General features: G+C 59.6%; 14 protein-coding genes. 7 read left to right on the forward strand and 7 right to left on the reverse strand.

Annotation, left to right across the window (positions count from 1 at the left end; genetic code table 11):
• Window positions 1-176 precede the first annotated feature (176 nt).
• Both AC1EJZ_RS02035 and ald read left to right on the forward strand, forming a co-directional pair.
• On the forward strand, window positions 177-1,589 hold the full coding sequence (locus AC1EJZ_RS02035; protein ID WP_092649151.1) for an aldehyde dehydrogenase family protein: 1,413 nt from the start codon (window positions 177-179) through the stop codon (window positions 1,587-1,589).
• An 18-nt stretch (window positions 1,590-1,607) separates the two neighbouring features.
• Entirely contained in the window at window positions 1,608-2,726 is a 1,119-nt protein-coding gene (gene ald / locus AC1EJZ_RS02040) for an alanine dehydrogenase (protein WP_058237360.1), read from the forward strand.
• Between the two features lie 689 nt (window positions 2,727-3,415).
• Here ald and AC1EJZ_RS02045 read toward each other — a convergent pair.
• From AC1EJZ_RS02045 to AC1EJZ_RS02065, 5 genes are all read right to left on the reverse strand, one after another.
• Entirely contained in the window at window positions 3,416-4,201 is a 786-nt protein-coding gene (locus AC1EJZ_RS02045) for a hypothetical protein (protein WP_070727851.1), read from the reverse strand.
• A gap of 11 nt (window positions 4,202-4,212) precedes the next feature.
• Window positions 4,213-5,217 (reverse strand): transketolase family protein, encoded by a 1,005-nt coding sequence (locus tag AC1EJZ_RS02050; RefSeq protein WP_092648872.1) that lies wholly within the window; start codon window positions 5,215-5,217, stop codon window positions 4,213-4,215.
• A gap of 1 nt (window position 5,218) precedes the next feature.
• The gene (locus AC1EJZ_RS02055) at window positions 5,219-6,082 is read right to left on the reverse strand and encodes a transketolase (RefSeq protein ID WP_058237357.1); all 864 of its coding nucleotides are present in this window, start codon (window positions 6,080-6,082) and stop codon (window positions 5,219-5,221) included.
• 176 nt (window positions 6,083-6,258) lie between these two features.
• A complete protein-coding gene (locus AC1EJZ_RS02060; RefSeq protein ID WP_070727842.1) occupies window positions 6,259-7,518 on the reverse strand; it encodes an aspartate aminotransferase family protein in 1,260 nt (419 codons plus the stop codon).
• A 12-nt stretch (window positions 7,519-7,530) separates the two neighbouring features.
• Window positions 7,531-8,292 (reverse strand): hypothetical protein, encoded by a 762-nt coding sequence (locus AC1EJZ_RS02065; protein ID WP_480289527.1) that lies wholly within the window; start codon window positions 8,290-8,292, stop codon window positions 7,531-7,533.
• 454 nt (window positions 8,293-8,746) lie between these two features.
• Between AC1EJZ_RS02065 and AC1EJZ_RS02070 the strand changes: the two genes are divergently transcribed.
• Genes AC1EJZ_RS02070 through AC1EJZ_RS02080 form a run of 3 tightly spaced genes read left to right on the forward strand, consistent with a single transcriptional unit; the run spans window position 8,747 to window position 12,112 of the window.
• Window positions 8,747-9,778 carry an efflux RND transporter periplasmic adaptor subunit gene (locus AC1EJZ_RS02070; RefSeq protein ID WP_092648870.1) on the forward strand — a complete coding sequence of 344 codons (1,032 nt, stop codon included), beginning with the start codon at window positions 8,747-8,749 and terminating at the stop codon, window positions 9,776-9,778.
• A 1-nt stretch (window position 9,779) separates the two neighbouring features.
• Entirely contained in the window at window positions 9,780-10,688 is a 909-nt protein-coding gene (locus AC1EJZ_RS02075) for an ABC transporter ATP-binding protein (RefSeq protein WP_480293949.1), read from the forward strand.
• Window positions 10,685-12,112 (forward strand): ABC transporter permease, encoded by a 1,428-nt coding sequence (locus AC1EJZ_RS02080; protein WP_480293863.1) that lies wholly within the window; start codon window positions 10,685-10,687, stop codon window positions 12,110-12,112. The genes AC1EJZ_RS02075 and AC1EJZ_RS02080 overlap by 4 nt, the downstream gene beginning before the upstream one ends.
• Before the next feature lie 85 nt (window positions 12,113-12,197).
• Here AC1EJZ_RS02080 and AC1EJZ_RS02085 read toward each other — a convergent pair whose 3' ends face one another.
• Window positions 12,198-13,082, reverse strand: a complete 885-nt coding sequence (locus AC1EJZ_RS02085) for an HhH-GPD family protein (RefSeq protein WP_070727830.1) — start codon at window positions 13,080-13,082, stop codon at window positions 12,198-12,200.
• Window positions 13,083-13,148: 66 nt separating this feature from the next.
• Between AC1EJZ_RS02085 and dcd the strand changes: the two genes are divergently transcribed.
• Together dcd and AC1EJZ_RS02095 are read left to right on the forward strand one after the other, a co-directional pair.
• The gene (gene dcd, locus AC1EJZ_RS02090) at window positions 13,149-13,742 is read left to right on the forward strand and encodes a dCTP deaminase (RefSeq protein ID WP_058237351.1); all 594 of its coding nucleotides are present in this window, start codon (window positions 13,149-13,151) and stop codon (window positions 13,740-13,742) included.
• On the forward strand, window positions 13,735-15,078 hold the full coding sequence (locus tag AC1EJZ_RS02095) for a PRTRC system protein E (RefSeq protein ID WP_480293864.1): 1,344 nt from the start codon (window positions 13,735-13,737) through the stop codon (window positions 15,076-15,078). Before dcd ends, AC1EJZ_RS02095 begins: the two co-directional genes overlap by 8 nt.
• A 27-nt stretch (window positions 15,079-15,105) precedes the next feature.
• Here AC1EJZ_RS02095 and AC1EJZ_RS02100 read toward each other — a convergent pair whose 3' ends face one another.
• Entirely contained in the window at window positions 15,106-17,397 is a 2,292-nt protein-coding gene (locus AC1EJZ_RS02100) for a (Fe-S)-binding protein (RefSeq protein WP_480293865.1), read from the reverse strand.
• Between the last annotated feature and the right edge of the window lie 220 nt (window positions 17,398-17,617).

Here is a 17,617-nt window from a genome sequence, read left to right on the forward strand (position 1 = left end):
TTGGAAACTGGTCGGAGCTATAACCCAGAAAGGGAGTAGGGACGCTGATGGAGCGGAACCGGAAAAACCTTGAGGAAATTCTCTGGAAGACCCAGCGCCGTGCGTTCCTCGCTAGTAGCATGTGAGTAGTCGCTCACTGATGAGTGTCATTCAATGATGAGTATCAGAGGATGGATATGGCACGCACAAAACAAGAGGAAATTCACGAGGCAGTCACGCGCGCACGGGAGTTCTTCTTCACTGGGAAAACCCGTGACCTCAGCTACCGCAAACGCACGCTGGCCGCATTTGAAAAATCAGTACGCGCCCACGAACGTGACATTCTGGATGCGCTGCACGCTGACCTGAACAAGTCGGACACCGAAAGCTTCATGACGGAAATTTCGCTGGTCCTGGATGAAATCAAGTTCATGCGCCGGCACCTGTCATGCATGGCAGCGCCGCACTACAAGATTCCCGCGCTTTCGCAGATGCCCGGCGTGCTGTCCGTGACGTATGAACCATTTGGCGTGGCACTGGTGATGAGTCCGTGGAACTACCCCTTCCAGCTGACAATGTGTCCCCTCGCCGCGGCGATCGCAGCGGGCAATACCGTGGTCATCAAACCGTCCGCCTACTCGCCGGCCACATCCCGCCTCATCCGACAGATGTGCGAGGAGATTTTCGAGGACGGCTACGTGAGCGTCATCGAAGGTGGGCGCAAGGAGAACTCGGCACTGCTGGATGAAAAATTCGACTTTATTTTCTTCACCGGCTCCCCGAACGTCGGCAAAGTGGTGATGCGCGCTGCGGCGGAGCACCTCACGCCCGTCGTCCTGGAGCTGGGCGGCAAGTCCCCGTGCTTTGTCGACAAGACCGCTGACATCGAAAAGACAGCGAAGCGAATCCTGTTCGGCAAGCTGACCAACGGCGGGCAGACCTGTGTGGGCGTCGATTTCGTGTATGTTCACCGCGACGTCAAGGACCAACTGATCGAGGCGCTGAGGCGGGGGATCGACAGCGCATTGCCGACCGAGGAGTATCGTCGCAACTCCTTCGCCAAGGTGATTCACCCCAAGCATTTCAAGCGTCTGTCCGGATTGCTGGAAGGGCAGCGCCTGATCACGTCGAAGTCGCGCGACGCCAAGCCGGCCGATGTGACGCTGGAGGATACGCAGCAGATCATCCCGGTGTTGGTCGACGACCCCGAATGGGACAGCCCCGTCATGCAGGAAGAAATCTTCGGTCCCATCTTGCCGATCAAGGAGTTCACGGATATTGAGGACGTGCTGACGGACTACCAGGATCGCGACAAGCCTTTGGCGCTGTATATCTTCACCAGGAAGAAGCGCTTTGCTCAGCGCGTTGTCGAGGCGATATCCAGCGGCGGCGTGTGCATCAATGACACGTTGCTGCACATGTCCTCATCGAAAGCGCCCTTTGGCGGAGTCGGGAACTCCGGCATGGGCAACTACCACGGGGCCTCGGGCTTCAGAACCCTGAGCCACGAGCGAACGGTGCTGCATAAGAGCTGGTGCTTCGACATTCCGGTGCGGCACCACCCCTATGATTCCAAGTCCTTCTCATTCCTCAAAAAGATACTGGGTTAACACACAAGGGAGGTTTCAATGCGCGTAGGAATTCCAACCGAAGCGAAGAACAACGAATTCCGAGTTTCAATGACCCCGAGTGGCGTCTCTGCACTTGTGCACGGCGGCCACGAAGTCCTGGTTCAGGCAGGCGCGGGTGTCGGATCTGCAATTTCCGATGAGGATTATGCCGCGGTGGGCGCCACCATCGTTGACGGTGCCGACGAGGTGTGGGCACAGTCCGACATGATCGTGAAAGTCAAAGAACCGATCGAATCTGAGTACGGTCATATCCGTGAAGGCCAGATCGTTTTCACCTACCTACACCTGGCTGCGGACAAGCCCGGCACGGATGCGCTGCTGGGAGCTAAAGCGGTTGGCATTGCGTACGAGACGGTGCGTTTGCCTGACGGCCGTTTGCCGCTGCTGATTCCGATGTCAGAGATCGCTGGGCGGTTGGCGCCCCAGGTCGGCTCGTATTTCCTTCAGAAGCCGCATGGGGGCAAAGGCGTCCTGATGGGCGGAGTGACCGGCGTGGAAGATGCACACGTACTGGTCATCGGTGGCGGCACCGCCGGAATCAACGCCGCTGCGGGCGCAGTGGGACTGGGCGCGGATGTCACGGTTGTCGACAACAATATCGACAAGCTGCGCCAGATCACGAACCACTGGGAAGGGCGCGTGTGCACGCGTTATTCCACGCCGCTGGAAATTTCGCGCCTGATCAAGAAGTCCGACGTGGTGGTCGGCTCGGTTCTGATCCCAGGTTCGAAAGCTCCCAAGCTAGTGACCAATGAGATGGTTGCATCAATGCAGCCGGGATCTGTTCTGGTTGATATCGCCATTGACCAGGGTGGCTGTTTCGAGGATTCACACCCCACCACTCATGAGGAGCCCACCTTCAGGGTGCACGACACCACGTTCTACTGTGTGACGAACATGCCGGGCACTGTCCCGGTGTCTTCGACGCAGGCACTGACCAACGCCACCTTGCCCTATATCCATGCGATTGCGGACAAGGGATGGAAGAAGGCTCTGGCCGATGATGTGGCGCTGCGTCAGGGTCTGAACACCTTCGACGGGAAGATCACCTTCCCCGGCGTTGCCGAGGCATTCGACATGGAATGTGCCAGTGCGGAGGAGATCGTCGGAGCGTAAAGAGGATTCCACCTCAACGGTTCCAGCCAGGCGGGTGCGCGGGCTTAGAATTGTCCGCACACCCGCCCCTTTCTATGTATGAGTGTGGACGAACACGTAATAGATCATGCCGGGTCGGCTCGCACGAAGGCCTCGCCTAAGCGACTGTGCCTGCACGAGCACCTAGATTTTCGAGGCCCGCGTACGCGCCCCCATGAATCTCAACGCACTGCGCGAACGACCGCCAACATCTCAAGGCACCGCGCGCACATGCCCCTAGATTTAAGAGGCCCACGTGCACAATCCCCTAGATCTAAGCGCCCTGCGTGCACATACCCCTAGAAAAAAACGGAGTTCTCATGAGACGATTTGCAAACCTGCAGGTCAGAGAGGGTGTGTGTGATCGCGGGCGTCGGGGAGCGCGGTTAATCTAGGGGAATGTGCACTATGAGGGTTTAAATCTAGGGGAATGTGCACTACGAGGGCTTAAATCTAGGGCTTCGTGCATAAAACGGCTTCGATCTGGAGCCTCGTGCGCGTCACATGAACAGATAAGCGGTCTCAACGCAGTAGTGCCGGCGTTCGGAATGATCCGAACACCGGCACCTCGCGCAACTCAGGCGTTGGGAGCAGCCCGGCCGGGCTGCAGATTATTGGCTGGCCCGTCTCGACTGGACAGAGCAGCTGCTCAGCCGAGTCTGAGCGTGCGGCTACTTTTGGGCGTACTGCCCGACCAGCATCATGAAATCACCGATCTGAGCACCGAACTCAGGCGCACCTTCCATGATCAGACGCTTCTGCGCCGTCAACGCCAGCATGTCCGCTGTCTGCAGCAGCACGCCGAGCGCCGCATCCAGGTCAGTGAAGCGCATCGTGAAGAAGGGCTGCGACCGCTTGTATGCGCCGCGCGCAGAACGGGTCTTGCCCGCCTTTACACGGATGTAGCCCGCCAGGTCATCGCGGCCATCTACCACCAGGGCGTAGACACGGTCAGGTGACATCTTCGCCCATTTCGCCACCTCCGGGTGTCCAGCCTTATTGAGCTGGCTGATACCCGACGGCAGCAGGTAGAACATGAGCTTGACCATCAGCGCCTTGGTTTCCTCATCGGCCGGCGGTTCCGAAGCGCTGAGCAGTTTCTGCATCTTGAGCAACCCCATGACTACGGGAACAACCCAGTTCAGGTGATGCACATGACGGAACTGCGGCAACTTCATCGACGTGCCTTTGAAGAAGGCGTTGAAGTGATCGATATCGTTGAACGCCAACTCCACAGTCGGTTCGTCCTCGCTGGGTCCAAGCTTCACCGAGATGTCACCCTCGTCGAAAACGAGGTGAGTGGCCCACTTGTCGCCCTCGTGCGGGAAGGAAAACTGGACGATACCGGTCTTTTTGGCGAACATCTTGTGCAGCGAGGTCTCCTCGATGATGACTTTCAGCAAGGGGATCGCACTGTTCAGGAAGATCTTCGCAGTGTAAATAGCTTCTTTATCCATGGAGTGTCGCCCTAAATCTCATCCGCCCAGTCGTCGTCTTCTTCGAAGTCCATCTTGAGCAGTTCATGGACCGCCGTGACGACGCCGGCAGTATCGATACCGTGGTAGGCCATCAGGTCTTCCTGCAGGCCAATGGGGGAGAACTGGTCTGGAATTCCCAGACGCTTGAACGCGCAGCCCATACCGGCAGATGCGATGACCTCTGAGACCGCGCCGCCCAGACCACCGATGATCGAGTGATCTTCCACGGTGATGATGCGTCGAGTGTCGTGAATGGCTTTGCGTACCGCTTCCTCGTCCAGCGGCTTGATCGTGTGCATGTCCAACACGCGCACCTTCACGCCGTCAGCGGCCAGTTCGCGGGCTGCTTGAACCGCAGAGAAGACTGTGCAGCCACACGCAATGATCGTCGCGTCGGAGCCGTCGGCAAGCTGAACAGCCTTGCCGATCTCGTAGCCGTAGTCCGCCTCGCGGTACACGATCTGGTCGAATCCGCGGTTGATGCGGATGTAGACCGGGCCTTCCATCTCGTAAGCGGCCTTGACTGCGTTCGCCGTCTCCATACCGTCAGCAGGCACCAGCACGGTCAGGTTCGCCAGCGACCGCATGATCGCGATGTCCTCGATCGAGTGGTGCGTGGAACCGGCCTGGCCGAACGAGGTGCCCGCGTGGGAGCCAATCATCTTGACGTTGAGGTTCTGGTAGCAGATATCGGTGTGCACCTGGTCAAGGGCGCGGCACGAGTTGAAGATCGCGAACGAGGACGTGAACGGAATCAGTCCGCAGCTCGCCATGCCGGCCGCCACGCCGTACATGTTCTGCTCAGCGATGCCCAGGTTGTAGAAGCGATCTGGGAATGATTCCATGAACGTGCCGATCTTGGTGGATTTGGCCAGATCAGCGGTCAGAACAACAATCCTGGGATCGTCTTCGCCAAGTTTGGACAGCATCGCGCCGTAAACTTCAGCGGTTGACAGTTTCGTGGTGTCAATACTGGTGTAAACAAGGCCTGCCATCTTACTTCTCCTCCAACTTGGCTAGACGTTCGGCGTGATACTTGTCGAGGCTGGCGAACGCCTGATCGCGCAGCTCGTCGTTGATTGCGCCGTAGTGCCACTTGTAGTCACCGGCAGCGAAATCAACACCCTGGCCTTTCACCGTGTTCAGCACGATGCAGGTGGGCTTGTCTGTTGTGTTCTTCGCCGTTTCGAGGGCGTCGATGATGGCTGCGTGATCGTGACCATCAATGCTCAGTGTGTTGAAACCGAAGGCTGTCCACTTGTCGGCAAAGGGCTCGAGCTTCATGACGTCCTCGGTTGGGCCGTCAATCATGGCCTTGTTGCGGTCCACCATCACGACAACGTTGTGCGCGTTGTAGTTGGCGATTGCCATTGCGGCTTCCCAGATGGACCCCTCGTTGCATTCGCCGTCACCGAGCATGCAGTAGGTCATGAAATCTTTCTTGAGCTGCGTTGCCGCCAAACCCATGCCCAGCGCGATCGACAGGCCGTGGCCGAGCGATCCGGTGGAAGCATCCAGGCCGTTGACCTTGTTGCAGTCCAGGTGGATGCCGAGTTTTGATCCTGTCAGGTTGAAGGTCTTCAGCTCGTCGTGGTCAACGAATCCCAGGTCGGCCAGAACCGTGACGAATCCGATTCCTGCATGCCCCTTCGACATGACGAAACGGTCACGATCCTCCCACTTGGCATTCTTCGGATCAATGTTCATCACGTGGTAATACAACACTGTGACTGCATCGATCATGGAGAGTGCGCCGCCGAGGTGGCCGGAGTGCGCGTGGTAAACGGTATCGACGATATCGTGACGCAGGAAATTTGCTTTATCCTCGAGTCGCTTGAGCTCGTCTAGTGATACGGGCATCGTAGCTCCTTTACTACTTTTCTCATATGTGCTGTCAGTCTGCACGCCTGCCTCAGACGTGCAGGTAAACGGGTGAAGATCAGGTGTTTCTGAAGACAGGCCGCCGGTGCGGACAGGCGGGCGGGTGCTGGCTGCATGGCCAGGCGGGCCGCGTCCGTCCGCGCCGATGGGCTTGCCTACAGGATCAACTCATCTTCCTGGGTATGCAGTTCCTTGAATGCTTCTCTGGCAACGTCCCACGTGAACTCAATGTCCTCATCGGTCAGTGAGCAGTTGATGAAGTGGTTGTGGTGGTTGGTGAAGAAGACTCCGCGTTTGACGCAGTTGCCGACGAACGCCTGGTGCAGCATTGACGATGGGTCATTATCCAGGCGCATGAACCACATGGACGGCTCACCGGTCACGACCAGTTTGTAGCCTTCTTCCTCAGCGACCTTCTTTAAGCCTTCGGTCAACTTGCGACCTTTATCTTTCATGACCGTGGCACCGTCGATTTCCTTCATGATTGTCAGGCATTCGATCGCAGCAGCCATCGGTGCTGCCGACAACCAGTAGCTGCCTGTGTAGAACACGGAGGAAGCTGCGGCTTTAAGCTCGTCAGATCCACACAGCGCGGAAATGTTGAACCCGTTGGCCAGAGCCTTGCAGAAGCAAATCAGATCAGCCTTGAAACCGTAGTGATAGTCACTGCCTCGCTCATCCAGGCGGAAACCGCATCGCACGTCGTCGATAATCAGCACGATGCCGTGCTTGTCGCACAGCTCGCGAACTTTCTGCCAGTATCCCGGTGCCGGAAGCTCATTGTCCACGAACGTAGGGTGATAGTACGGCGTGGAAATGATGCCGGCGATCTGGTTCGGATACTTCGCGATCGTCTTTTCGAGGGCGTCGATATCGTTGAACGGCAGGTCAATGACGTTGGCGAGGTCAGCGTCGGTGATGCCGGCGTACCCAACGTACTGCATCCACTGCGCCACGCCGTGGTAGCCACCGAAGAAGCGGATGATCTTGTCACGCCCGGTTGCGGCGCGCGCGGTCAGGACCGCCATATTCGTCACGTCGCCACCGTTCTTGGCGAAGAACGCCCAGTCGGCGCTGGCGACCTCATCGACCAGCAGTTCAGCAAGTTCGATCATGCGGGTGGTCGGAAGCGTTGTGCAATTGCCCTGCTCAAGCTGCTTGATGAAGGCTTCGTTGACTTTTGGATGGTTGTAGCCCAGTACGTTGGGGCCGTACGCACACATGTAGTCAATGAAGCGGTTCCCGTCCACGTCCCAGATGTAGGAATCCTGGGCATGATCAGCGTAGAACGGGTAGTCCTCGATCGGAATGAAGCAACCTTCGGAAGGACCGAGGTGTCCGTAGATGCCGGCGGGAATCACCTTTGTGGCGCGGTCGAACAGCTCGTGGCTCTTGGGGTATTCATATGTGTTCATCGGGTGCTCCTCCTACGCCAGATATGTCTGGACTTGGCCCAGCAGCTTGTTGAGATTGTCGATCATGGCGATTCGCCCTCGAATCTTCAGGCGACTCTTCCCCAGGCACGCAAATGAGTCGAGCTCACCGCTCAAAATGCCCTGAGCTGTCTCAATCGAATCGAACGACATCAGTGCGCTGATGGGGCGGATCCGACCCTGGCTCAAGCTCAGCGCGCCACCCTCGGCATGGATCGTCAGTTCGGGGCCGTCCTCAACGTGGACCAGAATGTTGCCATCGGGGATGCGCCCCGCGTTCTTCTTACCGTGATCGTCGTATCGGGCGATCGGGCCGAGCGCTGAGAAGGCGACGTTGGCCGTCAGGATCGTTGAAATTCGTGAGAATTCCGGGTCCTTGAGAGCTTCGGGTGTGGGGCGCAGGAACTCCGTGAGCCGATCGGTGATCTGCATGAACTCGTCCGTCAGGAACTTGATATGAGTGAAGCCCTTGATGGGGATCGGGTTCGCTTTCCCGTCAATCATGCCGTTGAAGTGCTTGGATGATGCAAACACCAGCGAAATTGTCGGCTTTGTTTTCGGCTTGGTCGTTGCGGTGCAGGATCCGTGGTCGAAGATCAAAGTCAGTGGTTGAATACCGGGGATGTGGAAATCGACACTCGTATCAGAGTTCGCCACGATGGAGCGTGCGCGCGAGTCGAGCTCGCACAGCTGCTCAATATTTCGCAAGACAGCGTGAAGATAAACCGCCGCCTTCACTTTCTGCTGATTAGTCATAGTCACCTCATCGTTGAAATCACTCAGGCCCATTCCTGACGACTTCCTAGCACAGGAGGTCTTGTATCCAGTTGTCGCATGTTCGAGGGCGTCTCCGGCAAGCCCCCACCGTGGAATGAGTGGGAACTCAATGCCGCTTCGTTTCAGACTACACTGCCGGGCGCCCTCGGCACGGCAAGTTGAAAATAAAAAGTTGACGAATTTTCCGCGACGGGTGCGCGCGGGTGCAGGTGGGTACGAGGTCGCCGGGCGCGACCGCTCACGGACGCTGTGTGTGACCGTGGCGTCACCTCATCCCTGAGCCGTCCCTGAAAAAACCCTGATTTTGGGCGGGGGGTCGCAGAATGTTCGAGGGTGATCCTCCGCGCGTTCTACACTCAGTTTCGTCATAATGCGCACCAACGCCACGGGGATCTTGAGCCGGGGCTGACGTGCCAAGTCTCAAGGAGGATATATGGCAGGCCGGTCCAAAGGCGCGTTGGTGCTTTCAATCATCAAAGTCCTGGCGTGGGTGGTAATCGCCGTCGCATTCGTGAAGTTCGCATTCTTCCCCTCGGCCAACAAGCCCGAGGGTGACGCGCTGGATCCTGGCGCGCAATACGGGCAGATGACAGTTCTGCCCGAAAAGGGCACGATCACGAACACGCTGTCGCTGGAAGGCACGATCGAACCGGTCGCTGCCACGCCGGTGAAAGCCACCATGATGGGCGAAGTGACTGAGGTATACGTGCAAGATGGCCAAAACGTTGCCAAAGGCGATCCGATTCTGCTGATTCAACGCGAAGAAACGGGTGAAGACCAGCAGGGCGTCGATGAAGAAGGCAATCCGACCGTCATCCCGGGTGAAAAGTATTGGAAGAGCGAAGTGGTCTATGCGCCGGCAGACGGTGCGCTCGCCTTGAATGCGCTGGTTGAACAGCAGTTCAACGTGGGGGATCCGATCGGCTCCATTCAGCCGCCTACCTTTGTTGCCAGCGCGAGCCTCACACCCGACCAGATGTACCGGATGCAGCAAACACCTGAAAAGGCGACGATCACGATCAAGAACGGTCCGGCACCGTTCGAATGCACGGGGCTTCGTATCGATACGCCCAAGGCATCGGGACAGGATTCCGGGTCTGTCCCCAAGATGGATGGCAATTCAGGTTCAACTCAGTCAGGCATTCGCGCCACGTGCACCATTCCCGGTGACCAGAAGGTGTTTGCCGGCCTGCAGGTGACGATGGATGTGGTTGCCGGTGAAGCAGCTGACGTGATGACGCTGCCGGCAACCGCAGTTGAGGGACGCTTCCAGAACGGCTACGTCTACATGCCGACAGATGATCCGGCGAACCCGACGAAGGTGGAAGTCAAGCTGGGAATCACTGACGGCAAACGCGTGCAGATCGTCGAGGGCCTGACCGAGGATCAGGAAGTTCTCGAATTCATCCCAGGCCAGCAGCAGGAACAGGACATGTGTGACCCGATGACAGGTGAAGGGTGCTGACGTGGCACTGCTCGACATTCATGACGTCACACGGACAGTCACGCTGCCCGATGGGGATGATCTCCACATCCTCAGGGGTGTCAATCTGACTGTGGAGCCTGGCGACCACGTCTCCATCGTGGGGCGATCAGGAACCGGCAAATCCACGCTGCTCAACATTATTGGACTGTTGGACAAGCCGACCAGTGGGACCTACAGCATCGACGGTGTTGATACATCGGGCCTGGGCGAGGGGAAACGATCAGCACTTCGAGGATCGTCCTTCGGCTTTGTCTTTCAGCAGTTCAACATTTTCAATGCTCGAACAGCGCTGCAGAACGTGGAAGTCCCGTTGCTGTATGCGGCAGGCCGCCAGTTCTGGAACCGTCGCAACCTGGCGGCTGACATGCTCGAGCGCGTGGGCCTGGGCGACCGCCTTGACTCCTATCCCACGCAGATGTCGGGCGGTGAGCAGCAACGTATCGCCATTGCGCGCGCTTTGGTGCGCACGCCGCGCGTCATTCTGGCCGACGAGCCGACGGGCGCACTGGACCCGCACACCGGCCGCATCATTATGGAACTGCTCGAAGACGTGGCTGCGGAAAACAATGCCGCCCTGATCGTCATTACGCACGACATGAATGTGGCGGCGCGAGCGAGCCGCGCGTATTCCCTCTACGACGGCATCCTGCACAATGTTGACGATTTGTCTGAGCACACCGTTGCCGCCGTTTCAGACGGGGTGCCCGTCATGTCGCAGGATGCTGATCGCAGTCAAATACCCCAGTCGCCCTCGAACATGCCAATGAGCAACGAGGGTGAGGCTTCGGCTGCGCCTGAACTGTGCGACGAAGAAACAGACACAGCCACCATTGAGGAAGTGACCGTCACGGAGGACGGGGAACCCCGTGGAAATGAGGTGACGCCATGAGGATCCTGAGCCAGATTGTGGGCGCGCTCGTCGAGGCGTGGGGTGAGGTGCGCGTGCAGAAAGCGCGCGTGATCCTCTCCCTGGTGGGTGTCGTGGCAGCTGTTGCCGCCATGTCAACGGTAATTGCGTTGGGTGACATCGTCGGACAGGCGGACAAGGAAATGAATGAAGCGTTCGACGGCCGGGATATTACGCTGCGGCTCATGCCGCAAAAAACCGGAGACGGCGGTGGCGACACTGCGGGCGCGCCACCTGGTGGCGGCATGGTCGTGGGAAGCGGTGGCGCCGTGGCGTATGCCGAAGACGCGGTACCGGATTCAACTGAGCCGGAAGACCAGGACCAGATGGGCTGGTCCGCTCAGGCGACCGGTATCGTGGCCGACCCGGTGTCTACCGCCATGAAAACGCTGGCGGACCGCTTCTCAATTCCGTACTGGTCACGACTGGAAGATTCCTCCATTCAGATCGAAGAAGTCGATCGAGCCCAGCAAACCGGGTCGTTCCGCGGGGTTCCGGTTGTGGAGCCTAAATACGGATTTGGAGGATTGGCACTGCAGGCGGTGGATCCGAATTATCAGGTGCTGTTCCGCCTGAAGCCGGTGCAGGGACGCTGGCTGCAGGACAGTGACATCAACCAGCGGGTCAGCCCTGTTGTTATCAACAGTATTTTGTGGGAATACCTGGGCAAGCCCAACATTGCTGACCCGATTGTGCTGAACGTGACCGGCAAGCAGACACAGCAGCTGCGTGTAGTCGGAGTGGTCAGGGCGAAATCCGCCTGGGATCAGCCCATCATCTACATGCACTACGACGCCTGGCAGCTGACCAAACCACAGGACACGGCCGACCCGACAATGGCACGAGGCATCGGAGGTTTTCCGACGATGCTGGTGTGGAGCGGTGAAGACCAGGTCGACCAGGCACGCACCGAGCTGCCCGCGGCTCTGAGTGCGATTCTGGGTCAGGGCTGGCGCGTGGATGTGAGTGGCGGCGAGCAGTTCGAAAGTGTGCAGGACCAGACTCAGACGCTGCGCCTGATAGTCATGATCATCGGCGCGATCGTCATCTCCCTGGGCGCATTGGGCTTGCTGAACGTGGCGATCGTGACGGTGCGTCAACGTATCCGGGAAATCGGCATCCGACGCGCAATGGGTGCCTCGGCCGGCAGAGTCTTCTTCGCCGTGTTCATGGAATCAGTGGTCGCGACCTTTGTTGCAGGCATAATCGGGGTAGGCATTGCGATCGTGATCCTGCAGTTCATTCCGCTCGAGTCAATGGACATCATATTGCAGGACCGACCGGCGTTCCCCACTTCCGCGGCCGCCGCCGGCGTCGGGATCGCATCTGCAGTTGGCGCTCTGTGCGGCATTATTCCGGCAGTGGCAGCCATCCGGGTGCGCCCGATCGACGCGATTCGCTACTAATTAGCTACCAAGGGACTGGCTCGTGCGCAGGCCGTCCTGACCAGAAGAGAGGCCATTGCGCGCCCTCTAATGGGCGGTCCGCACCCTAGTCAGGCAGGCCATACGTTCCGCGTCGATCCACTTCGATCAACCCGTCATTGACGAGGGCATCCACCACTTGCACTGCCTGGTCGGCTGGAGCGCCGGGCAAGGTGGCCGCTTCAATGACTGCATCGCGGCCGACGCGCTCCGCTGAAGAAGCGTGAGCATCACGCAGCAGCGCCATGACGCGGCCACGAGCCTGACGGTCGGTTCCCGCCCACGCCTGGCCGCGCGGTTTGACCGCATCGGCAGGCTGACCGTCAGCAAGCCATCGGCACCGCTCACTGATCGGGCATTGATCGCACAGCGGTGCGCGCTGCGTACACACCAGTGCGCCAAGCTCCATGATGGCCACGTTCCACAAGGCGCAAGCGTCGCCCTCGTCCGGAAGCAATGACCATGCGCGCTCACGTTCGGCCCGTGAAGGAGCCGATTTGCGGGCGAACTGGCGGCCGTCAAAGACTCGGGTGAGGACCCGACGAATGTTGGTGTCCAATACAGGGACACGTTGGTGGAAGGAGAAGGATGCGACAGCTGAAGCGGTGTAGGGGCCGATTCCCGGCAGTTCCAGCAGGGCATCCATATCGGCCGGTACACGCGAACCGGGGCGGTTGGCGATCACCTGAGCGCATGCATGCAGACGCAGGGCTCGCGACGGGTAGCCCAGGTGGTCCCACGCCACCAGAACATCGGAGCGCCTGGCACGGGCCAGATCAACAGGCGTGGGCCAGCGTTCCATCCACCGCTCCCAGATCGGCTGGACCCGCGGTATCGGGGTCTGCTGGCTCATCACTTCAAAAACCAGGGTGGCCCACGGGCTGACATGGTCAGAACGCATCGGAAGGTCACGCCGATTGTGCCTGTACCAGGTCGTTACCGCGTCAAACATGACTACAGCCTACGGGCAAGTTGTCGTTCAGTTGGAGCTGGGGCGCCGACGTGGGACAATCAACACATGCTCCTGAGTGACCGTGACATTGCTGCCAGCCTGGATTCGGGGCGGATCAATCTCGATCCGCTCGACCGCTCGATGATTCAGCCCGCCAGTATCGATGTGCGCCTCGACCGGCTCTTCCGCCTGTTCAACAACCACCGCTATTCGGTGATCGATCCGGCGGCCGACCAGTCAGACCTGACGCACCTGATTGATGTGGGACCGGACGACCCCTTCGTGCTGCATCCCGGCGAGTTTGTGCTGGGAGCCACCTACGAGCAGGTCACCCTGGCTGATGACATCGCCGCGCGCCTGGAAGGCAAGTCGTCGCTGGGCCGGCTCGGATTGCTGACGCACTCGACTGCAGGGTTCATTGACCCCGGATTTTGTGGCCATGTGACCCTGGAGCTGTCGAACACGGCGACGATGCCGATTTTGCTGCACCCGGGCATGAAGGTCGGACAGTTGTGTTTCTTTGATCTGTCGTCGCCCGCGAAGAACCCGTATGGTTCAGCCGCAGCCGGCTCCCACTATCAGGGCCAACGCGGGCCAACACCCTCCCGCACACATGTGCGCTTTACCCGCACCAGAATCGAGCGTGGGGCTGATGACTGACACGTCATCACCTGACAGTAGCGCAGAGGCACCCTCGTCGCACAACACTGCGCCTGGCCGACCCACGCGCATTTCAATTCATGACCGCTTCGCCCAGGCGGACCGCCGTGTTGAAAAGCGTGCAGAGCAGCAGGGGGAGGCTGCCGACGCGACCGAAAGTGAACGGGCCGCGCAGCGCGAGGCACCCAGCCTTCTGGCTGACACGTCATTGACGGCGCTGAGCGGCCTGAACGTTTTGACGGATTCGTTCCGCATTGACGAGGGGGGCCGCGCGGCCCGCGATGACTCGGGAGCACCGATCAGTGCGCCGCTGACACGCCTGGAGGACCCGCACCCACTCGACGTGGACAGTGCGCGTGAGCACCATGTGCTGTTGCTCAGCCCGGAGGTCGACCCCGAAGAACTCGAAGCGCTGGCAATTTCTGTGTGGGATGACGCCGGATGGGCCGGGGCAGGAAACCTGACGCTGTGCCAGTCCGCGCGGCTCAATGGCCCGTGGAGCGTGGATGCGGCGACTCGCGCCGAGCTTGGATCAGGCGCGGACCTGACGCGTGCGTGGATCCTCAATTGTCCCGCGTCACGTGGGAAAGCTCCAGATGAGGACATGAAAGAGCGTGACAGGTGGGCGCGCGCATTCCCAGACGGCATGCCGATAGGACTGGAGTACAAAGTCTTGCTGGTCCTGTATCGCATGGCTCGACGCCTGGGTGGTGCGCTGCGCATCGCGACCGACACGTCCGGTGATGTCATTCAGCCTGACCCGGATTCGGCAGTGGGGCTGACCCTGTATTCGAGGCGCTGGCTGGACCCCGATGAACTGATGGAGCTGCTGCACAGGGATTTCCCAACGGTGGTTGACTCGCGGGAATTGGGTGTCAGGCAGCAGCGCCGCCTGACACAGCGTGAAGTTGAAGCTGCGCGCGCGATCCAGAGCTCAACGCCGGCATTGAGAGAAGACATCGCTCAGAGACTCAAACGCGACCGAGCCGAGGCGGCAACCCGCGACCAGGTGCTTGACGGTTACTGCCTGGTCGCGCCGGCTGGTAACCGGTCTGAGTTTTCCTGCGAAGTCACCGTCACGCGCGACATTCCTCGAGTCCTGCGCTGGGAAATATGGGAATCGCAGTCGGTGATCTGCTACAGGCTGCACTGGTTGAACCATGCGGATCTGAAAGTGCATGCGCCGACGAATATGCTCACCCGGACAGCCAGGCTTGAGCGGGCACGTTCCGCACGCGACATTGAGCGCGCCGCCGGATTGATCGTCTCCGCAGTGGGTGGCTTCGTTGTTGACGAGGATGACTTCCTGGTCGCCATGAGCGACCAGGACAGCTGACACACCTGCAGACCTGTTTTACTGGTGTTAGCTGATGGCGCCGTCGTCTCCGGCTGCGTCGCGGTGGCGGTGGACGCCCTCGAGCAGCAGGACTGCAACGTCCTTGACTTCAGGCATATTCTCACCGTGCGCCGATCCCAGCATCTGCGAGCAGTAGGGGCACGCAGTTGCCACGACGTGTGCTCCGGTTTCACGCGCCTCATCCATGCGGTTATCCGAAATGCGCGTGCCACGTGTTTCCTCCATCCACGCCCGCGCGCCACCTGCACCACAGCACAGTGCGCGCTCGCGATTGCGCGGCATCTCCACCATGTCCACACTCGGCAGTGATCCCAGCAGCTCCCGCGGTGCCTCAAAGAGACGGTTGTGCCTGCCCAGGAAGCAGGGATCGTGATACGTAATCGTCTGATGCTGCTCGCCGGGTGCGGGCGGCAGGGGAGTGAGCCTGTTCTCGCGCACCAGACGGTTCAGCAACTGCGTATGGTGGATCACTTCGAAAGTACCGCCCAGCTGCGGGAACTCTCCGGCAATCGTGTTGAAGCAGTGAGCGCACGTCACCACAATCTTCCTCGCGTGAGCCTCGTTCAACGTGTCAATGGCGGCGCTCGCCAGCATCTGGAACAAGATTTCATTGCCCGCACGGCGCGCCGGATCCCCAGTACACGACTCAGCCGATCCAAGCACCCCGAACGTCACGCCAGCGGTGTGCAGCAATTCCGCCAGCGCGGCAGTGGTCTTTTTCGCACGATCATCGTACGCACCCGCGCATCCGACCCACAGCACGTACTCCACGTCATCGGCAGAGTCAATATCCTCTCCAATCACCGGCACGTCGAAGTCCAGGTTCTTCGCCCACTCCATGCGCTTGCGAGCCGACTGGTTATACGGATTCCCCTTCTTTTCCATCCCGCGGAACGGACGCGCCAGGTCGCGTGGGAATGCTGACTCCATCAACACCCGGTGGCGTCGCAGATTCAAGATGTCGTCAACGTGTTCAATATCGACCGGGCATTGATCCACACACGCACCACACATCGTGCAGTCCCACAGGACACCCTCGTCAATGACGTCGGGAACGAGCGGCCCGTCGGTGTCGCGCACCCCAAGCGGACCGGTCGCACCGGAGGACGACAAGGCATGCAGGACGTCGCTGGTGTGCGGGGAGGGAAGGACGCCCTTTTCGATCAGGGTCTTGTCTTCGCCCGGATCAATCTCCTCAGGCACGTCCATGTCGGTCAGTTCCACGCGGGAAACAGATTCCACATGGTCGCGCAACGCCAGGACGAGCAGCTTAGGCGACAGCGGTTTTTCCGTGTTCCACGCCGGACACAATTCCTGGCAGCGGCCGCATTCGGTACACGAATACAGGTCCAGACGCTGCTTCCACGTCAGGTCCAGCGCGGTTCCCACGCCGAGCGGCACGTCATCAGGCAGGTCGTCGAGGCGGTCCAGGTCAGTGAGCGGCTCGCCATCAACGAGCATCGGTGCTGCCGGCCCCAGTGACTTCGCGCCGTCGGCGTTGCGCCGCGCATACAGGTTGATGATGGCGAGGAAGCGGTGCCATGCCACACCCATTGACGTCTGCACGCCGATCACGATCATCCACAGCATCGACACAAGAATCTTCAGCAGACTGACCAGCACAATTGCCGTGGCGAGCGTGGAAGGAGCCGCCGAGGACGCCAACGATCCAATCCAACCGGTCAGCGGATAGTGCCACCACGACGCATCGCCTCCATCAGCAACGACGAGGGCGGCCTCCAATCCGCGCAACACCACCACGCACCCGCACACGATGACAATGACCCATTCAACGAAAAGGGCCTGCCAGCGGGTCGAACCGAAGAAACGGGACGTGCGCTTACGCAATGGTGTGTCGGCCGGAAGCGGCTTGGGGCGGTGTTCGCTCCGGTAACGGATCACCATCAACACGATGATCGCCAGCAACCCGGCCCATGCAAAAATATCGACGAGCCATTGCCACGGCGCCCACGTGCCGATCAGCGGCAGCGACCAGCGAGGGTTGCGCAGATGCGCATAGCCACTGATCAAAGTCAGGAAAAGCAGGGGGAAGGAAACCATGACAAACCAGTGCGCGACTTTCACGACTGGTTTGTGTGTGAACTCGCGGTGTGTGATGATCGCGGAGAACATCGTCCACAGGCGTTTCCCGACAGGGCGCATCCTCGTATGATCGGGCTGGCCCTGTGAGAACTGGCGAACCAGATGGGCGATGCCTCGGCCTAGTGACACCAGGGCAATCAGAGTAACCAGCCAGGCGAAAACCCATGAAACCGTGACGATGACGGGAGAAGCCATGTGAGTTTTTTCCTCCTGGAATGATCGGTCTGTTGATCCTGATGTGTCTCATTATCCTCTCACGCAGAGCCCCTCGCGCATGCGACCGATCAGCTCTGCCTGTGGCTGAGGCCTATTGGACAGGGCACGCAGATTATCAGCAGGTGCATTATCCTAGAAGTGACCGTTCGTAAATGCGGGACGTACCTGTGTGCTTGCCCCGCGCACGGCGCCCATCTGC

The organism is Pauljensenia sp. C0170B5 (genome assembly GCF_056590195.1).

Excerpts from the sequence above, each read along its gene's own strand:
- AC1EJZ_RS02070 (WP_092648870.1), top strand. The coding sequence starts at position 8,747 with ATGGCAGGCCGGTCCAAAGGCGCGTTGGTGCTTTCAATCATCAAAGTC.
- AC1EJZ_RS02080 (WP_480293863.1), top strand. The coding sequence starts at position 10,685 with ATGAGGATCCTGAGCCAGATTGTGGGCGCGCTCGTCGAGGCGTGGGGT.
- dcd (WP_058237351.1), top strand. The coding sequence starts at position 13,149 with ATGCTCCTGAGTGACCGTGACATTGCTGCCAGCCTGGATTCGGGGCGG.
- AC1EJZ_RS02060 (WP_070727842.1), bottom strand. The coding sequence starts at position 7,518 with ATGAACACATATGAATACCCCAAGAGCCACGAGCTGTTCGACCGCGCC.
- AC1EJZ_RS02050 (WP_092648872.1), bottom strand. The coding sequence starts at position 5,217 with ATGGCAGGCCTTGTTTACACCAGTATTGACACCACGAAACTGTCAACC.
- AC1EJZ_RS02100 (WP_480293865.1), bottom strand. The coding sequence starts at position 17,397 with ATGGCTTCTCCCGTCATCGTCACGGTTTCATGGGTTTTCGCCTGGCTG.
- AC1EJZ_RS02045 (WP_070727851.1), bottom strand. The coding sequence starts at position 4,201 with ATGGATAAAGAAGCTATTTACACTGCGAAGATCTTCCTGAACAGTGCG.
- AC1EJZ_RS02085 (WP_070727830.1), bottom strand. The coding sequence starts at position 13,082 with ATGTTTGACGCGGTAACGACCTGGTACAGGCACAATCGGCGTGACCTT.
- AC1EJZ_RS02055 (WP_058237357.1), bottom strand. The coding sequence starts at position 6,082 with ATGCCCGTATCACTAGACGAGCTCAAGCGACTCGAGGATAAAGCAAAT.
- AC1EJZ_RS02035 (WP_092649151.1), top strand. The coding sequence starts at position 177 with ATGGCACGCACAAAACAAGAGGAAATTCACGAGGCAGTCACGCGCGCA.
- AC1EJZ_RS02065 (WP_480289527.1), bottom strand. The coding sequence starts at position 8,292 with ATGACTAATCAGCAGAAAGTGAAGGCGGCGGTTTATCTTCACGCTGTC.
- AC1EJZ_RS02095 (WP_480293864.1), top strand. The coding sequence starts at position 13,735 with ATGACTGACACGTCATCACCTGACAGTAGCGCAGAGGCACCCTCGTCG.
- ald (WP_058237360.1), top strand. The coding sequence starts at position 1,608 with ATGCGCGTAGGAATTCCAACCGAAGCGAAGAACAACGAATTCCGAGTT.